Genomic DNA, 25,015 nt, shown 5'->3' on the forward strand with positions numbered 1-25,015 from the left:
TCATGTCTTCACGCATTCTTCGCGGCCGTCGTAAGGCGGACAGCGTACGTCCTAATCCGTTCATCTCCATCTCCAAGGCAGTTGCCAGCAACGCTTCCGGCGCTGGCCGCCAGGCAGCCGTTATCGCAGCAGCTTCCGGACTCGTGCTGACCGGCTCCGTAGCTGCCCACGCAGCCGAGGCTCCGGCCCAGCGTGACTCCAGCCCTGCCACGGTCGCCGAGACCGCATCCGAGGCTCCGACCCAGGTTGTAACCGCCCTTTCGACGGCGACCATCAACTTCGAGCGTCCCGCAGTTGCTTCTGTTGCGGCTCCGGTCATCGAAAAGCCGGCTCCGGTCGTTGAGGCCCCCGCTCCCAAGACCGCTACCGTCGCTGCTGCTGCGGCTCCTGTCGCCGCCCAGGCTGCAGTTGCTGCTCCGGCCGCTGTTGCTCCTGCTGCCGCTCCGGTAGCTGCGGCTCCTGCCGCTGGTGGCGTCAACGCTGCCATGGTTGCCTCGGCTTACGCCCAGATCGGCATCATGCAGGACTGCACCGCCATGGTTGAGCGGGCCCTCGGCTCCGCAGGCATCCCTGTTGGCGACCTGGCACCCATGCAGTTCATGAACTACGGCAAGGTTGTCAGTGACCCCCAGCCGGGCGACATGATCGTCCAGTCGGGCCACGTTGCCATCTACATCGGCAACGGCCAGGCCATCAGCGGTGGCATCAACGGCAACCAGACGGGCATCCACCCGATCAGCTGGCTGACCGCGACGGGTCCCATCACCTACGTACGCGCTGGCGCATAAGCCTCACGCATCAACGCAAAGGCCGGTGTCTTCCGAAGATTGATTCTTCGAGGACACCGGCCTTTGGGCTTTAAGTATGGGTTTGCAGCGCCTGCGCAGCTAGGCAATGGCGATGCCAGGGCCGCCGGGCAGTGCAACCTTTGAGGAGATTGCCTGGCCAACCGCCTTGGCCTGCCGGAGCACTTCCTTGGGCGTCGGCGTGATGAGTTCTCCCACGCCCACCAGATGCATGCCCACGGCGCGCATGGCGGACACGAGGTTCTGCCCCACGGCGATGCCCAGTTCGGCCAGCATCCGCCGCAGTTGGCTCTGCGCGCAACGCGTCACCACCACATGGTCCGCCAGGAGGATTCCATTGGCTGTGTGCACTGCCCATTGGCGAGGTGCTGATTCAAGGGGGCCTGACGCGAGGAGCCCGTTCCGGGTCATGCTCGCGGCAAGTCCGTAGCCAATGTGTTGGGATGCGTCGGCGCCCAGGAAATCGAGGCGTACGGCCCGCGTGGTGTTGCGAACATCCAGATGGTGGCTTGCCGCGTAATTGCGCAGGTGGCGGAGGATCTCGTTGCGTTCCTGGATGGAGGCGGGATCGGCTACCTCGCAGCGTTGCAACATACCTGTGTGGACGGCGGGGCCGGAGGCCGACAAGGCGCCGAAGCCATCCACCACGATGGAGCCCACGCCGTAGCGGCTAAGTTCGCTGGCAACGGCCAAGCCGGACAGGCCGGCACCTATGACCACGGTGGTAGTGCGTTCGGTGCCGGAATCAGGCGCGTGTGACACTGCTTGGTTCCTCCTTGACGTGTGTGCCTTCCGGCATCGCGTGGGATCGCGTCCGAGTTCCCCAAGCGGCCGCAAACAAATGGCCGGTTTGTGTTGTTGGACACGTTGGCCGGCCATTCGGTGACTCGAACATTACCTAACTTTTTCGCCCGTGGATAGCCTCCCGGGGCAGCGTGTTTTGCGCGTTCGTCGGCAGCATTAAACCGGTGTCCCGGAACCGAGCCCTGACCGTTATACACATAGCGTCAACCCACCTTGATTCGGTCCTCCCGACCGAGAATAGTGAGCACTGGAGGGAGAAATTTAACATTTCACCAACCCTGGCCATTGACAATGGAGCCATCCGGGAATCCGATCCGGAGAACCTCTGGCAGAATGGCCGGAACATCAAGCAGTAGGTGGAGAGGCGGGCCCCAAATGGACCAGCACGGCAGACACAGTGAAGAGCCACAGGACGGCGAGGGCCTGACGGTAGCACCGGGCGGCATCGTCGTGGGAGTGGACGGTTCGGAGCACGGGCAGTGTGCCTTGGTCTGGGCCGCGCGCGAGGCAGAACGCAGGCAGCTTCCGCTGCATATCGTCACTGCCTACTCGGTGCCGATCTTCGCCGCCTCCGGGCTGGACGGCGGATATGCCACCGTGGACGATTCGGTCATTCGCGAAGGCGCCGAAGCCATTGTCCGCCAGGCCATGGACAAGGTGGCCCGATACTCCATCGACGTCGATGCTTCGGTCGAAAACGGGGACGCCGCCGGCGTACTGCTGGATCTCTCGTCGGAGGCGGCACTCCTGGTTTTCGGCAGCCGCGGACGCGGTGGTTTCGTTGGCCGCTTGCTGGGATCTGTCAGCAGTGCTTTGCCTGCCCACGCCAAGTGCCCCACGGTTACAGTCCCGCTCTACTGCGCCGACCGCCTCGGCGAGAATACCGAGGACAAACACATCAAGGCTGAACACGCCAAAGCCGGTCCCCGTGTCGTGGAAAACGTCATCGCAGTGGGTGTGGACGGCTCCGAGCAGGCGCGTGTAGCTGTGCTCGAAGCGGCCGAACAGGCACAGCGTGTGGGAGCCAGGCTTCGCGTCATTTGTGCCGTCCCCCAGTACAGCGGTTCGCTTGCCTGGGTGCCCGCGCCATTGGACCGGGACGCCCTGTTTGCAGATATCAAGGTCCAGCTTGAAGCCGGTGTCGCGTGGTTGAGGAGCCATTTCCCGCAGCTGCCCATCGAAACGGACCTCCGGGACGGCTCGCCCGTCGACGTCCTGGTGGAAGCAAGCCGCAGCGTGGAACTGGTGGTTCTGGGTACACGCGGACGCGGTGGATTCGCGGGCATGCTGCTGGGCTCCACCTCAGATGGCGTCCTTCACCACGCCAAGGGGCCGGTGCTGGTGGTTCCGGACCGTGAGGATCCCCGGCTGGCGGACCGTGACAAGTTTGGCCCGATGCTCGGCGCGGCTTAGGAAACGGGCCGTCGGTGTTCACGCTGGACCTCAGGGATATTCGTGGACCCATGCTTCCCGACGTGGGCGGCAAAGCAGCGAACCTGGGGGAATTGGCAAGCGCCGGCCTGCCTGTGCCGCCGGGCTTCTGCCTGACCACAGCGGCCTATCGGCGGGCCTTCGCCGGCAGCGGCCTCGATGACGTCTACGAGGCCCTGAAATCCACCAACACGGCGGATCTCGCCGGGTTGAACGTGCTCGCAGGCCAAGCCCGTTCCTTGGTGCTCGATGCGGGACTGCCGGCCGATATCGCTTCAGCGGTGCGGTCGGCCTACCAGGAACTTGGGAACGATGTCCCAGTGGCTGTCAGGTCATCGGCCACAGCGGAAGACCTGCCTTTCGCCAGTTTCGCTGGCCAGCAAGATACCTACCTGAACGTCGTAGGCGTGGAGTCAGTCCTGGACGCGGTGAGCCGCTGCTGGGCTTCGCTCTGGACCGACCGGGCTGTGACTTACCGGGCTACCAACGGCATCGATCACGCATCGGCGGCTTTGGCCGTCGTGGTCCAGGTGATGGTCGATTCTGTCGTGGCGGGCGTAATGTTCACAGCCAATCCGGTGACGGGCAAAAGGTCCGAGGCAGTGATCGATGCCAGCCCGGGGTTGGGGGAAGCAGTGGTGTCCGGGGCTGTGAATCCGGATCAGTACGTTGTGGACCTGACTAACAGCGCCATTCTGAAACGCACAGTGGGCGACCGCCAGGTGGAGATCCGTTCTGTCCCGGGAGGCGGGACTGAGCGGCGGGAACGGAGCAGCCAGGTGCAGCTCAGCGATACCGGCATTCAACCCTGTCTTAGTGACCTGCAGATCAGGGAGTTGGCGGGGCTGGCCCGCTTGGTGGAGAAACACTACGGAGCTCCGCAGGATACAGAGTGGGCGCTCGATGCCAACGGGAAACTGTGGCTGACCCAGGCACGGCCCATCACCACCTTGTACCCCCAGACCACCCGTACCCCTCCGGTTCCTGGTGTCCATGCCTTCCTGAACTTCAGCCTCGCGCAGGGGCTCACTCGGCCACTGACACCCATGGGTCTGGCTGGAATTCGTCTCATAGCCTCGTGCGTTGCTGGAACTGCGGGCTTCGCCGTCCCGGATCCCCGTTCAGGGCCGCCACCCTATTACGAAGCCGGGCAGCGCATCTTCTTCGATCTGACCTCGGTGCTGCGGAGCCGGGTCGGGAGAAGAATTGTGCCCCGGGTTTTTGATGTCATGGAAGCCCGGTCCGCCAAATTGATGCGGGGCTTGTTCGATGACCCACGCTTTTCGGTAACCATCAAGACTCCGCTGAAACTCATCCGCCACGTTGCCCCCGTGGCGGCCAAGTATCGTGTTCCGGAGTCGCTCCTCCGGGCCCTGTTCCGTCCGGAGGCCGCCAAGGAGAGGGCGGAGCGACTCAACTCGGACCTTCGGAAAGCCCTGGAGGTGCCCGCTCAGGCCACGTCCCATCAGCGGATAGCGCACGTGCAAAGGATCCTTGGACGGGAACTCTTTGCCTCAGTGCCCCAGCTGTTGCCGCTTCCCTTGCTCGGGTTTGCAATGCTGGCATTGGTGGGCCGGATGCTCGGCAAGCAGGCATCCTACGAAGAACTTCAGACCGTGATCCGGGGCCTGCCAAACAATGTCACCACCGAGATGGACCTGGCGCTATGGCAGCTCGCCTCGCAGATCCGGGAAGATCCCCACGCCGTTGCCTCCATGGCGGGTCAGACGGCCGAAGCGTTGGCTGCTCAATACCGTGACGCCGAATTGCCGGCCGTGGCCCAAAGAGGCCTGGACGCATTCCTGCACGTGTACGGGCACCGTGCCGTGGCGGAGATTGATCTTGGCATGCCCCGTTGGGGTGATGATCCAACCCACATTCTGGGGGTCCTCACCAACTACCTCAGGCTTCAGCCAGGATCCGGCGCCCCCGACGAGCAGTTCCGGAAGGCTGCCAGGGAGGCCGACGAGCAAGTGGCAAGGTTCGTGGCGCGGGCCAGGGCCATCAGCCCGCTCCATGCGTTGGTGGTACGCGTAGCCTTGGACCGCACGCGGAGGTTTGCCGGTTTACGGGAGTCGCCCAAATACAACCTGGTCCTGGGGCTGGCCGCGGCGCGTGAGCAGTTGATGCTGGTCGGAAACGAGCTGGCAGCATCACAGCGGATCGAGCAGCCCGAGGACATCTTCTTCCTGGACTTGGACGGAGTGGAAAACGCGTTGGCAGGCGAGGATCTGCGTAGCGTAGTGGCTGATCACAAGACTGCCTACGAACAAGAACTCCGCCGGAGGCACATTCCCCGAATGCTCCTGTCCGACGGCACGGAACCGGAGGCCACAGCTGCAGCCCACGCGGAACAGCGCCCGGGCACTTTGTCCGGCAGTCCGGCGTCGTCAGGTCTCATCACAGCGCCTGCGCGGGTCATCATGGATCCTGTCGGAGCCCACCTGGAACCCGGTGAGATTCTTGTGGCGCCGTCCACGGATCCGGGCTGGACGCCGCTGTTCCTCACGGCAGGAGGCCTGGTCATGGAGATGGGCGGACCCAACTCGCATGGCGCCGTAGTGGCCCGTGAATATGGAATCCCGGCGGTGGTGGGCGTGCCGGATGCGACCACGAAACTACGCAGCGGCCAGTCCATTACCGTGGACGGCGCGGCGGGCACGGTCACTGTGGAAGGAGAAACCTCCTAGGCGTGCTGGTGGGACTCGTGCTCGGAGTGGCTGACGGGCTCCAATTGGAACGTGCAATGCTCGGTGTCGAAGTGCCGGCCGAGGCAGGATCCCAACTGGTCCAGGATGCTGTCGGCCCCCGTGGCGTTCAAAACGTCGTCCTCCACCACCACGTGGGCTGAGAACACCGGCACGCCGGAGGTGATGGTCCAGATGTGGATGTCGTGGGCCTCCACCACGCCGTCAACCGCCATGATGTGTTCGCGGATCATGTTCACGTCCACGCCCTTGGGAGTTGCCTCAAGGAGCACGTCCACTACGTCGCGGAGCAGATGCCAGGCTCGCGGAATGATCATCAGTGCAATGAGGACCGAGGCAATGGGGTCGGCCGCGGAAAAGCCGGTGGTCATGATCACGACGGCGGCCACGATGACGGCGATGGAGCCCAGAAGGTCGCCCAGCACCTCAAGGTAGGCGCCGCGAACGTTGAGGCTCTCCTTTTGTGCTCCTTGCAGGATCAGCAGGGAAACCAGGTTGGCGACCGCGCCCAGGATGGCGGCCCACAACATCACGTCGGTATGGATCTCGGTGGTTTCGCCGAATCGGCGGATGGCTTCGATCATGATCACAACGGCGATCACGATAAGGATCAGCGCGTTGGCCAATGCAGCGAGCACTTCGGCGCGCTGGTACCCGTAGGTCCGCTGGTCACTGGCCGGCCGGGTGGCGATCCACGCCGCCATCAGCGCAATGAAGACGCCTGCGGCGTCGGAAAGCATATGTCCGGCGTCCGCCAGCAGTGCGAGGGAGCCGGAGACGACGGCGCCAATCACCTGGATGCCCACCACGCCCAAGGTGATGCACAGGACAGCGATCAGGCGTTTCCGGTGCTTGCCGGTTGCAGTGACGCCATGCGAGTGGTTGTGATCATGCCCCATGGTTAAAAGGCTAGCCCCAGCCGAGCTCGTGCAGGCGGTCGTCGTCTATCCCGAAGTGGTGCGCGATCTCGTGGACAACGGTGATGGCCACCTCGTCTATGACCTCTTGGCGGCTGGTGCAGATATTCAGGATGGGCTGGCGGAAGATGGTGATCCGGTCAGGAAGCGAACCCGCATCCCACCACGAGTCGCGCTCCGTCAGCGGCACGCCCTCATAGAGACCCAGCAGCACGGTGTCCGGGTCCTCGCCCGGCTGCGGCGTGTAGTCGTCCTCAATGAAGATGGCCACATTGTCCATGGCGCTTGCTGCCTTCGCGGGAATCAGCTGCAGGGCATCGCTGACGGCCTCCTCGAAATCCTCGGGCGACATCTCGAAGGGCGCGCGGTGATCAGCGCTTCGTTCCGGCAACGGCGAAAACGGGCGCTCGCCGTCGGGAATTATGGGGAGTCCGGGAGGAAGATTCGCGGGCATGACTCGACTTTAGTCTGCTGCGGCAGTATTGGGGCCCCATGGGTGATGAGGGATACTGAACTCAGTCCCTTTCGCATAGACACAGGAACCGCATGACTTCCACCGCTTCCCCCATGTCTGAACCTCTCGACGTCGTCGTGGTGGGTGAGGCGCTGATCGATATTGTGCAGTCGCCCGACGGGCAGGCCGAGTACCCCGGCGGATCGCCCACCAACGTCGCCTATGGCTTGGGCCGGCTGGATGTGAAAGCCGGCCTGCTGACAGCGATCGGCCGGGACCAGCGCGGGGACGCCGTAGCCGCCCACCTGCACAGCGCCGGCGTGGTGCTGTTGCCCGGCTCCCAGTCGATGGGAAAAACCGCGACGGCGACAGCCCGGATAGCTGCCGACGGCTCGGCAGCCTACACCTTCGACATCGAGTGGGCGCTGGCTCCGCTTGCCCTGCCGTATGCACCGAGGATCCTGCACACGGGGTCCATCGCCACCTTCCTGGAACCAGGGGCGGGGTCGGTCCGGAGCTTGTTGGAGCAGGCGCAGGGCGGATGCATGGTCACGTACGATCCCAACATCCGCACTGATCTCCTGGGCAGCCACCACGAGGCACTGACCACGTTTGAAGAAATTGTTCCGCTGACTGATGTTGTCAGGATGAGCGCCTCCGACGCCCATTGGCTCTACCCCGGCAAGGCCCTGGAAGACATCGCGAGCCACCTCTTGGCGCTTGGCACCACGTTGGCAGTCATGACCGAGGGCGCGAAGGGCTCGTTGATGGCCACACGCCACATACAGCTTCGGGTCCGCGCTGTGCCATCAACCGTGGCAGACACCATTGGTGCCGGTGATTCCTACATGTCGGCACTGATCATGGGGCTGTTGCTCCGTGGCAGCGACGGGCTTGCGCCCACAGTGCTTGAACGGATCGGCAACATCGCGTCGATGGCTGCGGCCATTACGGTGAGGCGGCGCGGAGCCAACCCTCCCACGCACCGGGAGCTGCTGGCGGAGATGGCCCGCTAGCTGTTGCCACCCCGGGCGGCTAGCTGCCCCCGGCTGGCGGCCCGTCACCCCGGCAGGCGGCCTGTCAGCCCGACTTTCGCCGGGTCAGGCCGACGCCCACCAGGCAGACCACGCCACCGATCAGCCCCCAAATGGTGGGAACTTCCTGGAGGACAGCCCACGAAATCAGGATTGTCGTGCCCGGGACCAGATACGTGGTGGCCGCCAACTTTCCGGCCGAGATCAACGAGAGCGCGTAGGCCCACGTCGTGAAGGCGATGGCGGTGGGGAACACGCCCAAGTACACCAGGCCAAGCGTTGCCGGCAGCGGTGCCGCCTGGACTTCGCTTACCAGCTGGCCGGCCCATGGCAGGCAGCACAGAGCACCAATCATGATGCCGAACCAGGTTGCCTGGCCTGCGGAGAATTTCCGGAGCACTGGCTTCTGCAGGATGGCGCTCACGGAGGCGAGCACAGCGGCCAGGAGACACAACAACACACCGGTGACATCCGCCGTCGACCGCTGTCCCGAACCGAGGGCGATCATCGCGACGCCGCAGAACGCCACCGCGCTGCCGATCAACAACCAACGGGGGAAGCCCTCTTTGAGGAAGATGCCGGCGAGAATGGCGATGAGGATGGGCGAGACGTTGATCAGCATGGCGCTGGTGCCGGCGTCGAGCATGTGTTCGGCGGCGTTCAGGGCTAGGTTGTAGCCGCCGAACCACATCACCCCGTAGGCCACGATCGGCAGCCACTCCCGGCCGCGCGGCCAGACTTTCAGGGTCGGCAGGACGACGATACCAAGCACGACGGCGGCAACCGCCAACCGTCCCAGGGTCAAGGATCCGGGGGAGAAGCTTGGGCCGACCGCGCGGATGCCGACGAAGGCCGAAGCCCAGAGCACGACCGTGACGACGACGGCTGCGATGCCGGCTTTGCTGATGGCTGCTCCTGGCGCGGGGGTGGTGCGCGGAGGCAAGCCCGGGGACGGCTGGCCGGGTTCGGCCGGGGAAGTGGTTGTCATGAGCCAAATCTATCCGGGCATTGCCTTGGCAGGCTGGCGGTTTTCGGACGCGTCAGGGCAAGATCCTGCCAAAGTTTGGACCCAGCCTGCCGGTGCCTGCGCGGGGGTCTACGAGCGCCCGCAGACCTCGATTTGGGAATATCGGTATCTATGCTCTAAAGTTTTAGAGTCCAGTTCGGACGAGCGAGACACGGAAAGAGCGCATAAAGCGTCCCTTTTCTTTGCAAAATCCGAATTGAGTTCAGGCCCCCATCGTCTAGCGGCCTAGGACACCGCCCTTTCACGGCGGCGGCACGGGTTCGAATCCCGTTGGGGGTACGCAAGGAAGTGGTAAATCAGATGAAAAAAGTCTGGTAAGCTAGAAGCCTTGAAAAAAACGCAGTAGAGATACTGCAAACGCAAGGCCCTGTAGCGCAGTTGGTTAGCGCGCCGCCCTGTCACGGCGGAGGTCGCGGGTTCAAGTCCCGTCAGGGTCGCTCTGAGCGCCGAAGCAATTCGGTTCTCAAGGTGACAAGTCACCTAGGCTCTGTAGCTCAGTTGGTAGAGCGTTCGACTGAAAATCGAAAGGTCACCGGATCGACGCCGGTCGGAGCCACCACTGGGAAGCATCAGTTCTTCGGAACTGGTGCTTTTCTTCTTTTAACCCGTTGTTCTCGACTTTGCGTGTGCCGCCGCGACCCACTTTGGAGCTGTGATGAAGCCAACATGCCGTTGTTGGGGTGTGTCGTGTGGGTGTGCGCGTCCAAAGTGGGTGCTGGCGGCCCGGGCTGGGTCTTGTGTGGCTTCCTGACCTTGTTTGAGGTCGGAGGGCGTGATTTTCCGGTGGTTTCGAGCTGTTTCGGTTCTAAACCGGGTCAGGAAGCTGCGGTGCCTCGGGCCTCTACTGGGGTTCTGTGCCGGGGCAGCCCCAGGATTGGGGGTTTTGTTCGCAGGTGTCGGCGACGAGGGCTCGTTCTGTTTTCCAGACTTGGATGGTGATGGGCGGGGTGGTTAGGTTCAGGGTTCCGTTGATGGGCAGGGGTGGGCCGTTGTTGACGGAGTAGGTGCCGGTGAAGGTGGTGGTGACTGATGCCGGGTAGTTGCCGGTGTCTGTGTAGGCGTGGCTGGTGCGGGTGTCGGTGGTGAGCCATTCGCTTTGGGGGATTGAGTAGCCGGTGGCGGGGGTTGGTCCGAGGGTGGTGCCGTCGCCGAAGGTGTAGGTGTAGCTGGTCGGTATGGCGGTGAGGTGGACTGTTTGGCCGAGGATGGTGACGTTGAAGCTTTGCTCGGTTGTGCTGGTGTAGAGGTTGGTGGGTGCGCCTTTGAGGGTGTGGGGGAGGGGCTGGGCTTGGAGGGTTCCGGGGTTGACGGGGAGTTGCCGGAAGTCGGTGAGGATGCGGGCGGCGATGTCGGCCAGGACGTTCCCGGGCTGCGGTCCGTAGAGGCAGGTGGGGCCGCTGACGGCGGGGTAGTCCGTCCACACCGGGTTCGTGATTGACTTTGGGGCTTGCCGCCAGATCACGGGTGTGCCTGCTTCGCCGCCTGGTGTTTTCGGCGGGCAGGTCATGGTGAGGCAGCCACGGTCCGGTGTGTCGGACCCGCCTGAACGGCAATGAACATCGGCCATGTACTGATAAGGATCTTCCGCGACCGGGGACGTGCCTGGCTTCGGTTCAGACTTCCCAGTTTCAGGGTTGAAAACAAATGTGCCGCCGACGGTGAGCGCAGTTTCGCCTCGACCGGCGCTGAGCTGGCTACCGTCGTCATTGGTGGACCACGCAGGAGTGGGCATACCGCACATTGTGAAAAGGAACGCCAGGAGCAGACCAATGCGAGCCGCCTTCACCTTCAACCGACGATCAGTCCGTTGTCGGTGACAAGCCAAGAGCCTGCGGTGAATTTGAGAAACACCGCTTCAGCAATATTTGACGGGGGGGTCGGCTCCCTGCCCTGGGTGCCGTCCGCGTTGAAATACTGAATTCCGCTTTGAAGGACTTGAACTCGAGCCTCTTGGGTCGCAGCGCCTGCAGTCCAGGCTATGTCGATTGCGGGCGTTGTAATCTTTCCACCAACCATCCATCTGCCATCCGAGTAGTTGCGCTCAAGGGCTTTTTTATATGCGGCCGCCACCGTGTTGGACGTGTCCGTGGTCCTAATCCACGGTCCAAGATCACCGGTCTCCGTCGCGTACGAGTACGTCGCGTACCAGTACCCAATAAACGCCTCCAGGCCCGCCTTTGAGTTCTCCTTTGCCAGCTCAGGCATTACAGGAACGGGCACATTCTGGGCCTTGCCGTTCGCATCCGCGGGCTTGTAAACCCCCGCAACCGCCGTAGGAGTAGCCGAGGCCGCCGGAACCGAGACGCTGAAGGTGGGCGCCGGCGTCGTGCCCTGTCCTGAAGGAGAGGGACCGGGCCCGCCCTGGCAGCCGGCGAGAAGCACGGCGGCCGCGACGAGTAAAGCGGCAAACGTAACGCGTGACATGACGAGCTCCCCAACAGCTGTTCGACGGTGTGGCGGCCAGTCTAAGCAGCGCATTCGGTCGGCTCCCAGCCGGAAACCGGTACCTGTGGATAACGTCTTTGGCCCCCGCTGCATCCTCGACGTATTGTTAGCCCATCGAATTGTCTTTTCATCATCCTTGGGGGAAATCATGGAACGTTCACGCCTGTCTGCTTCCGGTCGCTTTGCTGCCGCTGCCGGGCTCGTCGCAATGCTGACGCTCAGCGCTTGCTCTGCTCCGGCGCCAGCCGCTCAGAGCACGCCATCGGCATCGAATGCAGCCTCATCCAAGGCACCGGCCGCGGAAGATGGGTCAAGCTCCGCTTCAGCCAGCCCCAGCAGCGCCACCAGCCCAAGCACGGGAACCGGCGGCGCCTACGGCCAATACGCGTCCATGTCCGAGGCTTGTATCGCGGTGAGTGCATCGCTGCTCAGCGTCACGATCCTCCCCATGGCTGCCATTACCGGCGGCGACCCTTCGGAAGTCCAAAAGGCCAAGGACGAGTTGTCCAAGGCGCAAGGCAAGGTGCCCGAAGAGCTGAAGCCGGCCTTCGAAAAGCTCCGCAACTTTACCGAGTCCGCGGGATCGGATCTCACCAAGTACGGCGACGGCCAGTTCGAGGAACTGATGAAGCCCATCCCGGCGTGGGTGGAGAAGAACTGCGCCTAGGCGCCGCGCGCATCCCTTGCCTCCAAAGCGTCGCAGCTAGACGCTAGGGTGGTATTCAAGAGAAGGGGAGTGCTCCATGGAAGTCCAGAACGTGCAGCCGGAACCTGTGCCCGGGGGCGAAATTCCCGGGACGGGACGGACCATCATCTCGGAAGCGGCCGTGGCGAAAGTGGCTGGCATCGCCGCCCGTTCAGTGCCCGGGGTCTACTCCCTGGGATCAGGTCCTTCCCGTGCTCTTGGTGCGATCCGTGATGCCGTGGGCAGTTCAGACCACGCCGCGGGTGTCCGGGCCGAAGTCGGCGAAACCCAGGTTGCCGTGGACATCACGTTGGTGGCCCTCTACGGTCATCCCCTGCATGGCGTCGCCAACCAGGTCCGGGCCGCGGTATACCGCGCCGTCGAGGAACTTGTGGGCCTCCAGGTGATCGAAGTGAACATCGAGATCACTGATGTCTTCATCGCGCCGCCAGCCAAACAGGCCGGAGCCAAGACCGTCGTGGTGGAAAGGGAGGCACTCCAATGAGCATGACCGTAGTGGGAATCGCGATCGGAGCCTTCGTGGCTTTCATGTCGTTCTCCTTTGGGCTGTGGGGGTTCGTGATTTCCCTGCTTTTCATGGGAATCGGAGCGCTCCTGGGCCGCGCGGCTGACGGGAAACTGGATCTCCGAAGCGTCCTCGACGCCATTACGGGCCGGCGCTCTTCATCATGAGCGTGGCTGAGGCTGTGGAACACACCACCAGCCTGGTCGGCCACAACCGGATCAGTACCCAGGCTTTGACTTCGTTGGCCCGAGCCGCCGCCGCTGAAGCGCTCGGTGTCGAGGCCAGCGACATTCGCGCTGATTGGACGGACGACGACGGCCTGCTGGCTTTGTCGATCGTCGCACCCATCAGCGTCCCGGCTCTGACGGAAGTCCTCCGCGATCCGAGGCGCGTTCAGGGGTTCGGTGGCTCCATCTGGGACCGGGCCGTAGCTGCCAAGGCGGTTGTCCTGGAATCAGTGACCCGGCTGAGCGGGTCCCAGCTAAGCAGGGTGGACATCAGGATCAGTGGGGCCCATGTCAGGGAGGGAGGCCGCGTTCAATGACGCAGGATCAGGAAACGGAGAAGTTCCTGGCTGTCGGCCCGGACCAAAGCCACGGGGCATCCCCTGTCGCAGGCGAAGACCCCGACATGAGCCGTATCTTGCGGCGGGAAACCCACTCGTCGCGGGCCGCTGCAGCGGTCATTGCCGCCGTGCTGGTAATCATCCTCTGCGTGTACGCGTTGCTGGAAGCAGGGGTCCGTGCCGTCGGCCAGCCGCCGTGGCTGGTTGACCCTACCACTGCAGCGGAACGTATCATCGCCCTTCCTGCGGGTATCTCGCCTCTCTTGCTGGGGGCAAGCGGAGCCGTTATCGCTATGGTCGGCCTCATCTTCCTCCTCCAAGCAGTGCTGCCCGGGAGGCGGGCACGCCATTTGCTGCGCGACCCGCGTACCGCCGTCGTGGTTGATGACGAAGTACTTGCCTCGGCGCTGGCCCGTCGAGCGCGGGCGGCTGCCAACGTCACCCAGGAACAAGTCATGGTGGTGGTTTCCCGCCAAACTGTGGTGGTCAACGTCCGGCCAACGTCCGGGAGCAGGGTGAGCCGCGAGGCTGTACTCGCCGCGGTCCAGGCTGAGCTCGAAGACATGTCGCCGGTGCCCATGCCGGCTGTACGGGTCAATCTGGCGTCCTCGGGGGTGATCGGAGCTTGAACGGGACACCCAGGGCGCTGAACCGCGTACTGCTGTTCATCATCGGGATCAAACTGCTGGCCGTGGGCCTGCTGCTCCTGCTGCTGGCAACCGTTCCCGCGGTGGCAACCTGGTGGCACGGCTGGGCCGCGGGGGTATGGGCCGGGGCGGAAAATGCCTTCCGGCAAACCCGTTTCCCGGGCCGCGACGAGAGCTGGCTTTGGATAGTGGCCGGTGTGGTCCTCGTGGTCATCATCGTCGTCATGATTGCCTGGCTGTCACAACAGGGCAAGGGACGGGCCAACCTGTTGGTGGCCAGCAGCGATGACAGCGACGTCGACGGCGAAGTCAGGATTGGTGGTGGCGTCGCCGAACAAGCACTCCGGTCAGCGTTGGCGGAGAGAACCGACCTTGCGGGTGCGTCTGTAGCAACGTATGAGTTCAGGGGACGGCCCGGCCTTCGCATAAGGATTCAACCCCGGCAAGGAGTCGCCCCGCACCTCCTGGCCGCGGAAGTTTCGCAACTGGTCGAAGCAATGGATCTTGTTATTGGCCAAAAAACCCCTGTGCTGGTGCACATGGTTTCCGGAGCCCGGTCGCGGTTTACCAAGGCCGAACGGGTGCGCTGATGACCAGGAGAATTTAATGGCCGGAACAAATGTGCTGCAAGCCTCGGTTGCCGACATCCTGGCGGAACTTGCTGCCTTGGAGGATCCCCGCGCCCGCGAAATAAACGAAAAGCACGGCGACGATCACGGAGTAAATCTCGGAAAACTGCGGGCCATAGCCAAGCGGCTCAAGGTCCAGCCCGACTTGGCCCGGGAACTGTGGGCTACGGGCGGAACCGCCGCCCGATTGCTTTCTCTCCTGATCTGCCGGCCAAAGTCGTATGAACAAGACGAATTGGACGGCATGCTGCGGGAGTCCCGTACACCCAAGGTGCACGATTGGCTGGTGAATTACGTGGTCAAGAAAAGTCCAGCAGCCGAAGATCTGCGGGTGGCTTGGTTTTCCGACCCCGATCCTGTGGTGGCCAGCGCGGGCTGGGCATTAACCTCAGAACGCATCGTCAAAAAGCCCGAGGGCCTGGACCTGGGGAAATTGCTGGACATTATTGAGTCGAATATGAAAGAAGCTCCGGAGCGTTTGCAGTGGGCAATGAACAATTGCCTGGCGCAGATCGGAATTGAGCACCCGGAGCATCGTGCCCGCGCACTGGATATCGGCGAGCGTCTGGAAGTGCTGAAAGACTACCCAACCCCGCCGAACTGCACTTCCCCGTTTGCCCCTGTCTGGATCAATGAGATGGTCAAGCGCCAAGCCGGCGGCTAGCCCATTCAGTCTCTGTTGCGCTGCATCATCCGGTAGGTGAGCTCGGCCAGGAGTTCTTCATCGGACAGGTGCGAGGCCCGCGCTATGGGGGCCGCAGGAACTGCGATGTGGACCCCTGTTTGCCGGGGCTGATCGCTTGAACGCATATCGTCCGGCGTAATCATGTCCGGTGCGAAATTCGACTTGCCCTTGAGTACCTCGGACACCGATCCGGCGCGCCAACCCAGCGCGTGCTCAAGCTTGCGCTGGTTGATTTCCTGCGTGCGCCGCGTGCCTGATTCCAGCGTCCGCACGGTCTTGATGGCAGTTCCAGCCTGTTTGGCCAACTGCACCTGGCTCAGACCCTGGGCAAGGCGCTCCTCTTTGATGAGCCGTCCGATGGTCTGTAGTGCTTCGAGTTCATCCACGCTTCCCACTGTTCCATAGGCAATAGTGGGCAATCAAATCGAACTGGCGCTGTCAACCCCCGGAAAGGGCCTTCCGCCGGGCTGGCTCTCAAGGGGCGAAGAGCGGCCGGCCTTGCTCCAGGAAGCCGCCGCCATGGGCCGCGAAGGGAAAATAATCAGCCTACTTTGTATCGTTGTGGTCACGGCCCGTGTAAGCGCTTGCATTTTGCGTAACCACATGACTATTGTGAGCCTCACCACATCAACCGCACCGCGGAAAAACCTGGTCCACTCACCGAGGAGTTCCCAGCATGAAATCCAAAAAGTTCCTGCTTCCGGCAGCTGTCGCCGGAGTCCTGGCTCTGTCCCTTACCGCCTGTGGTGGCGGCGGGGGCGGCGGCGGCACCAGCTCCGGCGGTGCCAGCGGCGATGCCGCCAACAACCTTGACGGCCGTGGGCCGATCACCTATGTCCAAGGCAAGGACAACAGCAACGTCGTCCGGCCTCTTATTGAAAAGTGGAATGCCGCGCATCCGAACGAGAAGGTGACGTTCAAGGAGCAGTCCGACCAGGCAGACCAACAGCACGATGACCTCGTGCAGAACTTCCAGGCCAAGAACGCCAACTACGACGTCATGAGCGTAGACCTTATCTGGGTCGCGGAATTCGCTGCCAAGGGATGGCTGCAGCCGCTCAAGGACAAGACCGCAATCTCCACGGATGGCATGCTCGAATCCACAGTCAAGAGCGCCACCTACAACAACACCCTCTACGCAGCTCCGCAGAGCTCGGACGGTGGCATCCTCTACTACCGCGGCGACTTGGTGCCCAACCCGCCCAAGACGTGGGACGAGATGATGAAGATGTGCGACATCGCCAAGCAGAACAACATCGGCTGCTACGCAGGCCAGTTCCAGAAGTACGAAGGCCTCACCGTCAACGCCGCTGAAGCCATCAACTCCGCTGGCGGCAAGATTGTCGATGAGTCCGGCAAGGCTGCCGTGAACTCCAGCGAAGCCAAGGCAGGCCTCACCAACCTGGTCAACGCCTACAAGGATGGCAACATCCCTACCGAGGCAATCACCTTCCAGGAAGAGCAGGGACGCCAGGCCTTCGAAGCCGGCAAGCTCCTCTTCCACCGCAACTGGCCATACGTGTACAACCTGGCAAAGACCGATGGTTCGTCCACTGTGAAGGACACGTTCAAGATGGCTCCGCTTCCGGGCAAGGATGGCCCCGGTGCCTCCTCGCTGGGTGGCCACAACATCGCCATGAGCGTGTACTCCAAGAACAAGGCAACGGTTGCGGACTTCATCAAGTTCATCACCAGCGAGGAAACCCAGCGCTTCTACGCTACCCAGGGTTCGCTGGCCCCTGTCCTGACCAAGCTCTATGACGATCAGGAACTCGTGACCAAGCTGCCGTACCTCCCGGTGCTGAAGACGTCCATCGAGAACGCGGTTCCGCGCCCCGTGACGCCGTTCTACCCCGCCGTCACCAAGGCTGTGCAGGATAACGCCTATGCCGCCCTCAAGGGAGAGAAGACCGTGGACTCGGCAATCTCCGACATGCAAGCGGCTATTGAGTCGGCCGGAGCTAAGTAACCACCCGGGCTAAAGTCCGGCTGCCCGTCCCGGAAGGGTGGGCGGCCGGACTCCGGCCACGGCCTTCTCCCTGACAGGAGTCTTGACATGTCAACAGAACTACAAAAACCAGACGCGGCGGCGGCTGCCAAACATACGATGCCAAGCCGCGAAAGCGCCGACCGGAAGCAACTCACGCAAGGACGCTGGGCTTACACCCTCCTGGCCCCATCGCTCATCCTTCTGGCCATCGTCATCATCTACCCGGTGCTCAACGCGATCATCATGTCCTTCCAGAAGGACTCGGGTCTGGACCCCGCAACCGGGTTCTTCTCCGAGGGCGGCCCGGCCGGCTTTGAAAACTACACGCACTGGCTGCTGCAGCAATGCACGGCCCCCGGCGGCGGATCCGTTGCCTGCCCTCCGGGCACACTCGGGGCCCAGTTCTGGGATTCCATGGGCACGACGTTCTTCTTCACGGCAGTCACGGTCGCTTTTGAGACCATCCTTGGTTTCTGGATGGCGATCATCATGGCCCGCGCCTTCCGTGGCCGCAGCCTGATCCGTGCAGCCGTCCTGGTTCCGTGGGCCATTCCGACGGCCGTCACCGCCAAGCTCTGGTTCTTCATCTTCGCCTTCGAAGGCATCGCCAACAAGCTGTTCGGAACCCAGATCCTCTGGACCGGTTCGGAATGGCCGGCCAAGTGGGCCATCATCATCGCCGACGTCTGGAAGACAACGCCCTTCATGGCGCTTCTGATCCTGGCCGGTCTGCAACTGATTCCCGATGAAGTCTACGAGGCAGCCAAAGTCGACGGCGCATCCACGTGGCAGCGCTTCCGCTTGATCACGCTGCCGTTGGTCAGGCCTGCACTGATGGTCGCCATCCTGTTCCGCGTCCTGGACGCACTGCGCATGTACGACCTTCCCGCCATCATGACCCAGGGCGCCAATGGCACCACCACGCTGTCCATCCTTGTTGTCCAACAAATCAGACAAGGGTTCAATACAGCGGCGGCGCTATCGACCATTACATTCCTGGTGATCTTCCTTGTGGCCTTTATCTTCGTCCGTTTCCTTGGGGCGAACGCCGTGGATGCAGCCACATCTTCCGGAAAGGCCAAGTGAGATGAGCACAGCCACAGCTTCAAGGACGTCCACCAACCCGGTTGAACGGCCCAAACGCGCCTTCAACTGGGGGTCGCTGCGCACCTACATCAGCGCCGTCGTCATTCTCATCTGGTGCCTGGCACCCTTCTACTGGATGGTCGTCACGGCCTTCCGCGATGTTGGATACACCTTCGACACCACGCCGTTCTTCACGCACGTCACGTGGGACAACTTTGCCACCGTATTCGACGAGAGCCTGGGCAACCACTTCGGCCGAAACCTGTTGAACAGCCTCATTGTTGGTGCTGTGACCACAGTGGTGGCACTCCTGGTTGGCGTCTTTGCCGCCTACGCATTGGCCCGGCTGAATTTCCGGTTCAAGTTCGTGGTCCTCGGCTTCATCCTGGGCGCTTCAATGTTCCCGGGCGTCGCCTTGGTAACCCCGCTGTTCCAGCTGTTCACCAACATCGGCTGGTTCGGCACCTACCAGGCGCTGATCATTCCGAACATCTCCTTCGTTCTTCCGCTCACGGTTTACACGCTGACTTCCTTCTTCCGTGAAATGCCGTGGGAGCTCGAGGAAGCGGCAAGGATCGACGGTTGCACGCAGGGACAGGCCTTCCGGAAAGTGATCCTTCCGCTGGCAGCGCCGGCAACGTTTACCACGGCAATCCTGGCCTTCATCGCTTCATGGAATGAATTCCTCATCGCCAGCCAGTTGTCGAATGACTCAACCAAAACGGTCACTGTCGCCATCGCCTACTTCGCTGGTGCACAGCCTCACCAGGAGCCGTACACAGCTGTCATGGCCGCCGGAACCGTGGTCACCATTCCATTGGTGGTCCTGGTGCTGGTCTTCCAGCGCAAGATCGTGGCGGGCCTCACGGCGGGTGCCGTCAAGTGACAAGTTACGATGATCGACGTCGGGCGTCTCCCGCAGTGAAACCCGATGCGGGTAACAAACGGGTGCGTTCGGCGGAGGATTTCGACATCATCATCGGGTTCCTGGCTTTCTGGGGCTTGGTGCTCCTGATAGCGACTGTCTCGATGGAACTGACGGGACAGTCGGCCTGGGGCTGGGCTTTGGGTCTTCTGGCCGTGGTCCTGGCCCTCTGGGGCATGCTCCGGCTGCGCAGCAAATTGCCTCGGCGCACCACGCGGCGGCTGGGTTAGGAGAAGACCAGTACCTGACCGACGTCGAAACAAGCTGCGCGAAGTCGGCGATCGGCAGGCAAGCGGAATAGGCTGTAAGGTGCCGTCCGGGAACGAGCCCTCGGCTTTCGGCATGCACCAAAAGGGGGCTTCAGTGGCAAAGACGAACGAGCGGTCCCAACGCGGCGGCCATACCGGTGTCAGTATCGAAGACGTTGCCGTAGCGGCCGGAGTCTCAACTGCGACTGTCTCCCGGGCAGTGCGGGGCTTGCCACGGGTCTCTCCTGCAACGCGGGAGAAGATCCTCCGGGTGGCCGGTGAACTGGGTTATGTGGCGTCGTCGTCGGCCTCGGGGCTGGCGACGGGCCGCACCCGCACCATTGGCGTCCTGGCTCCATTCGTCAGCCGCTGGTTCTTCTCCAAGGCCATCGAAGGCGCCGACCGTGAGCTCCATTCAAGGAAGTACAACCTCTCCTTATTCAACCTCGGCGGCCACGGCAGCAACCGCGAACGGCTCTTCAGCTCCACCATGGTCTACAAGCAGATCGACGCGCTGCTGGTGCTCTGCATGTCCTTGACCGAGGACGAACTGGAGCATCTCCACAAGATCGACATCCCCTTGGTTGTGGTGGGCGGCCATGTCGAAGATTGCGCGTACATCGGCATCAACGACTATGACGCCGCATCAACCGCGGTAAAGCACCTGCTTGAGCTGGGACACAAGGACATCGCCTTGCTTCATGGCGACGACGAAACGGACTTGAACTTCGACGTTCCCCGCGTGCGCATCCGCGCCTTCCAGGAGGTCATGTCCGACGCCGGTTTGGAAGTACGCCCTGAATGGGACCAATGGGGCGATTTCACGGTGGCCAGTGGGCAACAGGCCTTCAACCGGCTATGGAGCCAACCCGGCCGAAAACCGACAGCAATTTTCTGCTCCTCCGACGAGATGGCCATGGGCGTGATCTTTGAGGCCGGACGGCACGGAGTCAGGGTCCCGGAGGACCTGTCCGTCATCGGAATCGATGATCACGACTTTTCGTCCTCACTCGGCCTGACCACTGTCGGCCAGCGTCCTGACAACCAGGCAGAACTGGCTACCCGGATGCTGCTGGACGAGCTCGACGGCAACCCCGGCGCCGTGCACTCGGAGGTGGCGCCGCACCATCTGATCATCCGCGAGACAACCGCGCCGCCGTACAGTTCAAACTAGGAAGCGCGCGCCAGCTGCCGGATCGGAATCCAGCGCGACGCGAGCCGCCTGTAGGCCGCGGCCGCGCCGGTCATATCGCCCTCCGCCAGGCACTCGATGCCCAGCCGGACATCCATGGGGGAGTCGTCCGGGTACACCTTGTCCGCCACAGCGCCGTAATCCAGTTCCACCATGGACTGCACGTGGAACAGCTCTAGCCATTCGGTGAGCTGGGTCAGGTCGTCGAGCATATCCAGGTCCGGGGCCGCCAGTGCCAGATGGGCCACGGAAAACCGCGCCCGTTCCAAGGCCTCGGTCAACGGGGTCCACACCCGAACGGTCAGGATCCGCCCTTCGGATTCGACCACGTCCTTGCGGTCCGACTCGGCAAAAAGCGAGAACCAGCTGAACGGAATTCCCCACGTGGAGGCCCGTGTATGGACGCGCTTGGCGTCTTCCCGGGCATTGATCCGGTCGATCCGCTGCTGGTGCTTGTCCCGTTGCGAGACCGGGATGAGCAGATCAGCCAGAGGGCTATGAACTCCGTCCATGAGTGCGTTGGCCGCCAAGCCAGCCCGAATCACCAGCTGGCTTGGGCAGTAAAGTACCCGCCCGGCGTCGTCCTTTTCATTGGCAGGCGCGGCATGCCGCCCAATCGGGACCCGGGTCATGCGCACCAGATCGGTGCGGCCGGTGGGAAAGGGGTCACCGCCCGAGCGCGTGATGCGTCCCAGCGAGGCCTGGAGCTCCGCATTTTCGACGGCGGCCCGGGAACCTGCCTTGCTGCCCTCCGCCACGAGCTGGCGCTGCTGCTCGGGAGGGAAAGCCTCGAGGGGTTCGTAAACGCGCAGCGACGAAGAAAAGGGCAGACCGGCCTGGCCCCTGTACAGCTTTCCACTCATGTCCGGCCAGCCCCTTTCATTACGAGTCAGTGGTGCTTAGTCTGCGAGCTCCACAATCACTGGAGCGTGGTCGGAAGCGCCCTTGCCCTTGCGCTCCTCACGGTCGATCGACGCTCCCGTAACCCTTGCGGCGAGCGGCGCCGACGCGAGGCAGAAGTCGATCCTCATGCCTTCCTTCTTGGGGAAGCGCAGTTGCGTATAGTCCCAGTACGTGTAGACGCCGGGACCCGGCGTGTAAGGACGTACGACGTCGGTGAATCCGGCGGTTTCGAACGCATGGAACGCTGCCCGCTCGGGTTCGCTGACGTGGGTGTAGTTGTTGTTGCGGAAGAGGTCGATGTCCCAGACGTCGTCGTCGAAGGGGGCGATGTTCCAGTCACCCATGAGCGCGATCTGGGCGTTGGGGTCGGCCTGTACCCACTCGGCGGCCTGGCCGCGAAGGACTTCGAGCCACTTGATCTTGTACGGCATGTGTTCGTCGTCCAGGGACCGGCCGTTGGGAACGTAGAGGCTCCAGATGCGGATGCCGCCGCAGGTAGCTGCTATGGCGCGGGCTTCCTGGGCCGGGTCCTTGCCCGCCTTGCCGAAAGCGGGCTGGTCCACGAACGTGCGTTCGACGTCTCCCAGGCCGACGCGGGAGGCGATGGCGACGCCGTTCCACTGGTTCACGCCAAAGTGCGCTACCTCGTAGCCCATGCGCTCAAAGAGTTCCCAGGGGAAGTTCTCGTCCTTGCACTTGGTCTCCTGGATGGCCAGGACATCGCAGTCGCTGCGCTCAAGCCAGGCTTCCACACGGTCGGCTCGGGCGCGGAGGGAGTTCACATTCCAGGTAGCTATCTTCACAGCCACTAACTTACCGAACTTGGCGCTGAGCGCATCCCCCTACGGCTTTTTACCGTCCCCCGTAACTAGGGTCTGAGCATCAAGGCGGTGATGACCAGGACCGCTACCACGACCAACAGAGCGCTCCCACATCCGATAGCGGCAATCGCACCATATCCAAGACGCGAGACACGGGCGCCCGCGGACCGTGCGGCAGCGATGAACTCCGGACCGCTCCCGGTGTTCCACGATCTGGCAGCGGACAGCTGGTTCAGTCCCCGCCCCACGTCGGCTTTCGCCCCGTACAACGGCTTGTCCAGGATGTTGGCTGCGGTGCCCAACATGTTGTAGTCCAGTGCGCGGCCCACGGCCCTGGGATCGGCCAAGATAGGGTAACTCCGCCCGTGGGCCACGAGCGTGATGCGCTGGGCAGCCGACTTTACGCCGACTTCGGTCGCCGGCAGGCTGAAATACTGTACCCATCCCGATGGTGAGGCGACCCAGAGGGTCACGAAGCCGTTGCTCACCTCCGCCTGCGCAGGGAAATAGCCGCCGGTCCCGTTGTCACCGAAGGCCCCGGAGAAGACGACATACGGCAGTTGGTTCGGCGTGTTCATGGCCTAAACCTACCGGACTCCACCGACCAGTCGACGAGGACCAATGCGCGCCGCGAACGGATCATACGCAGTAGTATGATCCGTTATCATAGTCTTGGCTCTTCCCGCGGCCCGGGCAATCTTCCTGATCACGCCCTCTAGAACTTGATGTAGGAGAACTCAGGTTGAATGCACCGCGCGATCCGGACCTGGATGTTGCGAGTTCCCCTGCAACGCCGCCGCAGTTATTGGCTGACATCGCCCGTCGACGGTGGGATCTGCACAACGTAATCTCGGCGAATACCCGTGCCTACCCCGAGCTCATTACTTGGATGAGTCAGATCAATCCGCGCTTCCGGCGGGAATCGCAGCCCGCACGGCCAACCCCGGCAGCACCCGCCAACCGCGCACCCGTGTATCAGGTGCCCTACACGTCGGCACGCCCCTCCTCCGCCCGACGCAGTGGAATCGGTTGGTGGCTGGGCGGGTGCGGATGCCTCGTCGTCGCGATGTTCCTGGCGGGCGCCATTTTCGGTGGCCTCGGCGCGGCACTGGCACCGGGCACCCCCTCCAGCGGGCAACCGTCCGCCGCAAGCAGACCCTCAAATTCCGAGTTGGAAGCGCAAAAGGCGCTCTTCAAACAGGAGCTGGCCAGAATCAATGAACTGGCCGCGCAGCTCGACGGCAATCCCGCAGCGCCGCTCGTGGCAGATTTCCCGTCGTTCCGCCGCGAAGAGGCGCGTTTGGCAGACCCGAATCTCACCATTTTATCCGCTCGATCACTGGTCAGCTTTGCCACGAGGTTCCGCGAAGGTTTGGAAACCCGCGCCGCCGCGGCTGCCATACGAAGGGTCAACGCAACGGGCTCGCTCACGGAGGGACTTATCGATGCCGCCGGAAACGGATACATTGACGTTCAATGGGATGCGGCCACCGTCTGCGGAGCTGCCGAAAAGCAAGGATGGTCAACGTCCGGCTGCGTTAAGGACTTCTCCACGGTGCATCTTCTTCCGGAGAACGAGTATGGCAACGAGTGGTCGATGAGGATGACGGTCGTACATGAACTGGCACACATGTATCAGCTGGCGGATTCGGCCCGGGTCCCAGACGGTCACGGGGACTACAAAGATCTCCTTGCACAGGGCCTGTTCCAGGGCGACAAGGAGGTGATGGCCGACTGCTACGCCCTCACGTACTACAACCAGTGGACGCTGGAGAACGGCGGCACTGAGATGGGCTACGGCTACGTATGCAACGAGACCGAGCGTCAGGCGATCCGTGAATGGGCTGCCGACGTCAAAGCCCCGGTGTCAGGGTGAGTGCCTCAACGGCGGCGAGGTTTTAGTGCCCGTACAGCCGCTGTGTGGTGGCCGGCTTGCGGAGGCCGACGCCTGAGGCGATCAGCAGCAGCCCTGTCACGATGGCAAAGACCGCCAGCATTCCGGTCAGGCCCAGCAGCCCAATCCCGGGGTTGACCAGGACAACGATCCCGAAAACCGTGGTGATCAGGCCGGTCAGCAGCCACAGGCCCCAGCCGCGGATAAAGCTGCGGGCAGCCAGCGCCAGGATGATCTGCGAGATTCCCAGCATCAAGGCCCACAGCCCAATCAGGATGCCGATCGCGGCGGCGGTAATACCGGGCCATGCGATGGCCAGGATGCCGGCGGCGATGGAGACGAACCCTCCCACCAGGCTCCAAACGGAGCGGCCGGCTGGATCGTAAAAATAATGGGCCACGCTGGTGACGCCGTCGATGATCGCGAAGAAACCGAACACCACCACGACTGCGAACACCGCGGCATTTGGCAACACCAGCACCAAGAGCCCAAAAAGTATGGCGAGGACTCCGCGGACCAACAAAGCCGTCCCTGGAGTAGTGAACATTCTGCGACCCGTTGTGTCCGACATACGGTCAGCGTAACCAACGGGT

Annotated in this window: 28 protein-coding genes and 3 tRNA genes; 20 read left to right on the forward strand and 11 right to left on the reverse strand. The window is 62.8% G+C overall.

Going from position 1 to position 25,015, the window contains the following annotated elements:
• The first annotated feature begins 2 nt into the window (after nucleotides 1–2).
• Nucleotides 3–788, forward strand: a complete 786-nt coding sequence (locus tag N5P29_RS01975; protein WP_262277016.1) for an NlpC/P60 family protein — start codon at nucleotides 3–5, stop codon at nucleotides 786–788.
• Nucleotides 789–887: 99 nt separating this feature from the next.
• Here N5P29_RS01975 and N5P29_RS01980 read toward each other — a convergent pair whose 3' ends face one another.
• Nucleotides 888–1,568, reverse strand: coding sequence for an NAD(P)/FAD-dependent oxidoreductase (locus N5P29_RS01980; protein WP_262277017.1), 681 nt, complete (start codon nucleotides 1,566–1,568; stop codon nucleotides 888–890).
• A gap of 417 nt (nucleotides 1,569–1,985) precedes the next feature.
• Between N5P29_RS01980 and N5P29_RS01985 the strand changes: the two genes are divergently transcribed.
• Both N5P29_RS01985 and N5P29_RS01990 read left to right on the forward strand, forming a co-directional pair.
• Nucleotides 1,986–3,023, forward strand: coding sequence for a universal stress protein (locus tag N5P29_RS01985; protein WP_262277018.1), 1,038 nt, complete (start codon nucleotides 1,986–1,988; stop codon nucleotides 3,021–3,023).
• A 50-nt stretch (nucleotides 3,024–3,073) separates the two neighbouring features.
• Entirely contained in the window at nucleotides 3,074–5,731 is a 2,658-nt protein-coding gene (locus tag N5P29_RS01990; protein WP_262278489.1) for a PEP/pyruvate-binding domain-containing protein, read from the forward strand.
• Here the strand turns inward: N5P29_RS01990 and N5P29_RS01995 are convergent.
• Both N5P29_RS01995 and N5P29_RS02000 read right to left on the reverse strand, forming a co-directional pair.
• Entirely contained in the window at nucleotides 5,728–6,648 is a 921-nt protein-coding gene (locus N5P29_RS01995; RefSeq protein ID WP_262277019.1) for a cation diffusion facilitator family transporter, read from the reverse strand. The two genes, N5P29_RS01990 and N5P29_RS01995, sit on opposite strands and share 4 nt — an antisense overlap.
• A gap of 10 nt (nucleotides 6,649–6,658) precedes the next feature.
• The gene (locus tag N5P29_RS02000; RefSeq protein WP_262277020.1) at nucleotides 6,659–7,120 is read right to left on the reverse strand and encodes a metallopeptidase family protein; all 462 of its coding nucleotides are present in this window, start codon (nucleotides 7,118–7,120) and stop codon (nucleotides 6,659–6,661) included.
• 92 nt (nucleotides 7,121–7,212) lie between these two features.
• On the opposite strand from N5P29_RS02000, the gene N5P29_RS02005 reads away from it, so the two are divergent.
• The gene (locus N5P29_RS02005; protein WP_262277021.1) at nucleotides 7,213–8,136 is read left to right on the forward strand and encodes a PfkB family carbohydrate kinase; all 924 of its coding nucleotides are present in this window, start codon (nucleotides 7,213–7,215) and stop codon (nucleotides 8,134–8,136) included.
• A gap of 64 nt (nucleotides 8,137–8,200) precedes the next feature.
• Here N5P29_RS02005 and N5P29_RS02010 read toward each other — a convergent pair whose 3' ends face one another.
• Nucleotides 8,201–9,142 (reverse strand): DMT family transporter, encoded by a 942-nt coding sequence (locus tag N5P29_RS02010; protein WP_262277022.1) that lies wholly within the window; start codon nucleotides 9,140–9,142, stop codon nucleotides 8,201–8,203.
• Between the two features lie 245 nt (nucleotides 9,143–9,387).
• Between N5P29_RS02010 and N5P29_RS02015 the strand changes: the two genes are divergently transcribed.
• From N5P29_RS02015 to N5P29_RS02025, 3 genes are all read left to right on the forward strand, one after another.
• A tRNA-Glu gene (locus N5P29_RS02015) sits at nucleotides 9,388–9,460 on the forward strand.
• An 84-nt stretch (nucleotides 9,461–9,544) separates the two neighbouring features.
• Nucleotides 9,545–9,618, forward strand: a tRNA-Asp gene (locus N5P29_RS02020).
• 46 nt (nucleotides 9,619–9,664) lie between these two features.
• Nucleotides 9,665–9,740 (forward strand) — tRNA-Phe (locus tag N5P29_RS02025).
• Between the two features lie 282 nt (nucleotides 9,741–10,022).
• Here the strand turns inward: N5P29_RS02025 and N5P29_RS02030 are convergent.
• Together N5P29_RS02030 and N5P29_RS02035 are read right to left on the reverse strand one after the other, a co-directional pair.
• Complete coding sequence (locus N5P29_RS02030) at nucleotides 10,023–10,913, reverse strand: PKD domain-containing protein (RefSeq protein ID WP_262277023.1); 891 nt, start codon at nucleotides 10,911–10,913, stop codon at nucleotides 10,023–10,025.
• 56 nt (nucleotides 10,914–10,969) lie between these two features.
• The gene (locus N5P29_RS02035; RefSeq protein ID WP_262277024.1) at nucleotides 10,970–11,605 is read right to left on the reverse strand and encodes a DUF6318 family protein; all 636 of its coding nucleotides are present in this window, start codon (nucleotides 11,603–11,605) and stop codon (nucleotides 10,970–10,972) included.
• A gap of 169 nt (nucleotides 11,606–11,774) precedes the next feature.
• Here N5P29_RS02035 and N5P29_RS02040 point away from each other — a divergent pair, with 169 nt between their 5' ends.
• The 7 genes from N5P29_RS02040 to N5P29_RS02070 all read left to right on the forward strand — a co-directional run bounded on the left by N5P29_RS02040 (nucleotide 11,775) and on the right by N5P29_RS02070 (nucleotide 15,342).
• On the forward strand, nucleotides 11,775–12,293 hold the full coding sequence (locus tag N5P29_RS02040; RefSeq protein WP_262277025.1) for a hypothetical protein: 519 nt from the start codon (nucleotides 11,775–11,777) through the stop codon (nucleotides 12,291–12,293).
• Nucleotides 12,294–12,369: 76 nt separating this feature from the next.
• Nucleotides 12,370–12,816 (forward strand): Asp23/Gls24 family envelope stress response protein, encoded by a 447-nt coding sequence (locus N5P29_RS02045; protein WP_262277026.1) that lies wholly within the window; start codon nucleotides 12,370–12,372, stop codon nucleotides 12,814–12,816.
• Nucleotides 12,813–13,004 (forward strand): DUF2273 domain-containing protein, encoded by a 192-nt coding sequence (locus N5P29_RS02050; RefSeq protein WP_144661797.1) that lies wholly within the window; start codon nucleotides 12,813–12,815, stop codon nucleotides 13,002–13,004. Before N5P29_RS02045 ends, N5P29_RS02050 begins: the two co-directional genes overlap by 4 nt.
• Nucleotides 13,001–13,381, forward strand: coding sequence for a hypothetical protein (locus N5P29_RS02055; RefSeq protein WP_262277027.1), 381 nt, complete (start codon nucleotides 13,001–13,003; stop codon nucleotides 13,379–13,381). The genes N5P29_RS02050 and N5P29_RS02055 overlap by 4 nt, the downstream gene beginning before the upstream one ends.
• Nucleotides 13,378–14,031 (forward strand): DUF6286 domain-containing protein, encoded by a 654-nt coding sequence (locus N5P29_RS02060; RefSeq protein WP_262277028.1) that lies wholly within the window; start codon nucleotides 13,378–13,380, stop codon nucleotides 14,029–14,031. The genes N5P29_RS02055 and N5P29_RS02060 overlap by 4 nt, the downstream gene beginning before the upstream one ends.
• The gene (locus N5P29_RS02065) at nucleotides 14,028–14,639 is read left to right on the forward strand and encodes a hypothetical protein (protein ID WP_262277029.1); all 612 of its coding nucleotides are present in this window, start codon (nucleotides 14,028–14,030) and stop codon (nucleotides 14,637–14,639) included. The genes N5P29_RS02060 and N5P29_RS02065 overlap by 4 nt, the downstream gene beginning before the upstream one ends.
• A gap of 16 nt (nucleotides 14,640–14,655) precedes the next feature.
• Nucleotides 14,656–15,342, forward strand: coding sequence for a DNA alkylation repair protein (locus tag N5P29_RS02070; RefSeq protein WP_262277030.1), 687 nt, complete (start codon nucleotides 14,656–14,658; stop codon nucleotides 15,340–15,342).
• A 5-nt stretch (nucleotides 15,343–15,347) separates the two neighbouring features.
• On the opposite strand, the gene N5P29_RS02075 is transcribed toward N5P29_RS02070, so the two are convergent.
• Complete coding sequence (locus N5P29_RS02075; protein ID WP_262277031.1) at nucleotides 15,348–15,749, reverse strand: helix-turn-helix domain-containing protein; 402 nt, start codon at nucleotides 15,747–15,749, stop codon at nucleotides 15,348–15,350.
• 290 nt (nucleotides 15,750–16,039) lie between these two features.
• Between N5P29_RS02075 and N5P29_RS02080 the strand changes: the two genes are divergently transcribed.
• The 5 genes from N5P29_RS02080 to N5P29_RS02100 all read left to right on the forward strand — a co-directional run bounded on the left by N5P29_RS02080 (nucleotide 16,040) and on the right by N5P29_RS02100 (nucleotide 20,786).
• On the forward strand, nucleotides 16,040–17,332 hold the full coding sequence (locus N5P29_RS02080) for an ABC transporter substrate-binding protein (protein WP_262277032.1): 1,293 nt from the start codon (nucleotides 16,040–16,042) through the stop codon (nucleotides 17,330–17,332).
• Between the two features lie 87 nt (nucleotides 17,333–17,419).
• The gene (locus tag N5P29_RS02085) at nucleotides 17,420–18,439 is read left to right on the forward strand and encodes a carbohydrate ABC transporter permease (protein WP_410007890.1); all 1,020 of its coding nucleotides are present in this window, start codon (nucleotides 17,420–17,422) and stop codon (nucleotides 18,437–18,439) included.
• 1 nt (nucleotide 18,440) lies between these two features.
• The gene (locus N5P29_RS02090; protein ID WP_262277033.1) at nucleotides 18,441–19,325 is read left to right on the forward strand and encodes a carbohydrate ABC transporter permease; all 885 of its coding nucleotides are present in this window, start codon (nucleotides 18,441–18,443) and stop codon (nucleotides 19,323–19,325) included.
• Between the two features lie 35 nt (nucleotides 19,326–19,360).
• Complete coding sequence (locus N5P29_RS02095; RefSeq protein ID WP_262277034.1) at nucleotides 19,361–19,594, forward strand: hypothetical protein; 234 nt, start codon at nucleotides 19,361–19,363, stop codon at nucleotides 19,592–19,594.
• Nucleotides 19,595–19,727: 133 nt separating this feature from the next.
• Complete coding sequence (locus N5P29_RS02100) at nucleotides 19,728–20,786, forward strand: LacI family DNA-binding transcriptional regulator (protein WP_262277035.1); 1,059 nt, start codon at nucleotides 19,728–19,730, stop codon at nucleotides 20,784–20,786.
• Here the strand turns inward: N5P29_RS02100 and N5P29_RS02105 are convergent.
• The 3 genes from N5P29_RS02105 to N5P29_RS02115 all read right to left on the reverse strand — a co-directional run bounded on the left by N5P29_RS02105 (nucleotide 20,783) and on the right by N5P29_RS02115 (nucleotide 23,106).
• On the reverse strand, nucleotides 20,783–21,667 hold the full coding sequence (locus tag N5P29_RS02105; RefSeq protein ID WP_262277036.1) for a DUF8083 family protein: 885 nt from the start codon (nucleotides 21,665–21,667) through the stop codon (nucleotides 20,783–20,785). The genes N5P29_RS02100 and N5P29_RS02105 overlap by 4 nt on opposite strands.
• A 36-nt stretch (nucleotides 21,668–21,703) precedes the next feature.
• Nucleotides 21,704–22,510, reverse strand: a complete 807-nt coding sequence (locus N5P29_RS02110) for an exodeoxyribonuclease III (protein WP_262277037.1) — start codon at nucleotides 22,508–22,510, stop codon at nucleotides 21,704–21,706.
• A gap of 65 nt (nucleotides 22,511–22,575) precedes the next feature.
• Nucleotides 22,576–23,106 carry a hypothetical protein gene (locus N5P29_RS02115; protein ID WP_262277038.1) on the reverse strand — a complete coding sequence of 177 codons (531 nt, stop codon included), beginning with the start codon at nucleotides 23,104–23,106 and terminating at the stop codon, nucleotides 22,576–22,578.
• Nucleotides 23,107–23,270: 164 nt separating this feature from the next.
• On the opposite strand from N5P29_RS02115, the gene N5P29_RS02120 reads away from it, so the two are divergent.
• Complete coding sequence (locus N5P29_RS02120; protein ID WP_262277039.1) at nucleotides 23,271–24,404, forward strand: variant leucine-rich repeat-containing protein; 1,134 nt, start codon at nucleotides 23,271–23,273, stop codon at nucleotides 24,402–24,404.
• A 22-nt stretch (nucleotides 24,405–24,426) separates the two neighbouring features.
• Here the strand turns inward: N5P29_RS02120 and N5P29_RS02125 are convergent, their stop codons facing one another.
• Complete coding sequence (locus tag N5P29_RS02125) at nucleotides 24,427–24,993, reverse strand: HdeD family acid-resistance protein (protein WP_262277040.1); 567 nt, start codon at nucleotides 24,991–24,993, stop codon at nucleotides 24,427–24,429.
• Nucleotides 24,994–25,015: the final 22 nt, after the last annotated feature.

Source organism: Paenarthrobacter sp. JL.01a (assembly GCF_025452095.1).
GTDB lineage: Bacteria > Actinomycetota > Actinomycetes > Actinomycetales > Micrococcaceae > Arthrobacter.

Bases quoted from the DNA above. Each gene is read 5' to 3' on its own strand.
- N5P29_RS01975 (WP_262277016.1), top strand. From the start codon at position 3: ATGTCTTCACGCATTCTTCGCGGCCGTCGTAAGGCGGACAGCGTACGT.
- N5P29_RS01985 (WP_262277018.1), top strand. From the start codon at position 1,986: ATGGACCAGCACGGCAGACACAGTGAAGAGCCACAGGACGGCGAGGGC.
- N5P29_RS01990 (WP_262278489.1), top strand. From the start codon at position 3,074: ATGCTTCCCGACGTGGGCGGCAAAGCAGCGAACCTGGGGGAATTGGCA.
- N5P29_RS01995 (WP_262277019.1), bottom strand. From the start codon at position 6,648: ATGGGGCATGATCACAACCACTCGCATGGCGTCACTGCAACCGGCAAG.
- N5P29_RS02000 (WP_262277020.1), bottom strand. From the start codon at position 7,120: ATGCCCGCGAATCTTCCTCCCGGACTCCCCATAATTCCCGACGGCGAG.
- N5P29_RS02005 (WP_262277021.1), top strand. From the start codon at position 7,213: ATGACTTCCACCGCTTCCCCCATGTCTGAACCTCTCGACGTCGTCGTG.
- N5P29_RS02010 (WP_262277022.1), bottom strand. From the start codon at position 9,142: ATGACAACCACTTCCCCGGCCGAACCCGGCCAGCCGTCCCCGGGCTTG.
- N5P29_RS02030 (WP_262277023.1), bottom strand. From the start codon at position 10,913: ATGCCCACTCCTGCGTGGTCCACCAATGACGACGGTAGCCAGCTCAGC.
- N5P29_RS02035 (WP_262277024.1), bottom strand. From the start codon at position 11,605: ATGTCACGCGTTACGTTTGCCGCTTTACTCGTCGCGGCCGCCGTGCTT.
- N5P29_RS02040 (WP_262277025.1), top strand. From the start codon at position 11,775: ATGGAACGTTCACGCCTGTCTGCTTCCGGTCGCTTTGCTGCCGCTGCC.
- N5P29_RS02045 (WP_262277026.1), top strand. From the start codon at position 12,370: ATGGAAGTCCAGAACGTGCAGCCGGAACCTGTGCCCGGGGGCGAAATT.
- N5P29_RS02050 (WP_144661797.1), top strand. From the start codon at position 12,813: ATGAGCATGACCGTAGTGGGAATCGCGATCGGAGCCTTCGTGGCTTTC.
- N5P29_RS02055 (WP_262277027.1), top strand. From the start codon at position 13,001: ATGAGCGTGGCTGAGGCTGTGGAACACACCACCAGCCTGGTCGGCCAC.
- N5P29_RS02060 (WP_262277028.1), top strand. From the start codon at position 13,378: ATGACGCAGGATCAGGAAACGGAGAAGTTCCTGGCTGTCGGCCCGGAC.
- N5P29_RS02070 (WP_262277030.1), top strand. From the start codon at position 14,656: ATGGCCGGAACAAATGTGCTGCAAGCCTCGGTTGCCGACATCCTGGCG.
- N5P29_RS02080 (WP_262277032.1), top strand. From the start codon at position 16,040: ATGAAATCCAAAAAGTTCCTGCTTCCGGCAGCTGTCGCCGGAGTCCTG.
- N5P29_RS02085 (WP_410007890.1), top strand. From the start codon at position 17,420: ATGTCAACAGAACTACAAAAACCAGACGCGGCGGCGGCTGCCAAACAT.
- N5P29_RS02090 (WP_262277033.1), top strand. From the start codon at position 18,441: ATGAGCACAGCCACAGCTTCAAGGACGTCCACCAACCCGGTTGAACGG.
- N5P29_RS02105 (WP_262277036.1), bottom strand. From the start codon at position 21,667: ATGAGTGGAAAGCTGTACAGGGGCCAGGCCGGTCTGCCCTTTTCTTCG.
- N5P29_RS02115 (WP_262277038.1), bottom strand. From the start codon at position 23,106: ATGAACACGCCGAACCAACTGCCGTATGTCGTCTTCTCCGGGGCCTTC.
- N5P29_RS02125 (WP_262277040.1), bottom strand. From the start codon at position 24,993: ATGTCGGACACAACGGGTCGCAGAATGTTCACTACTCCAGGGACGGCT.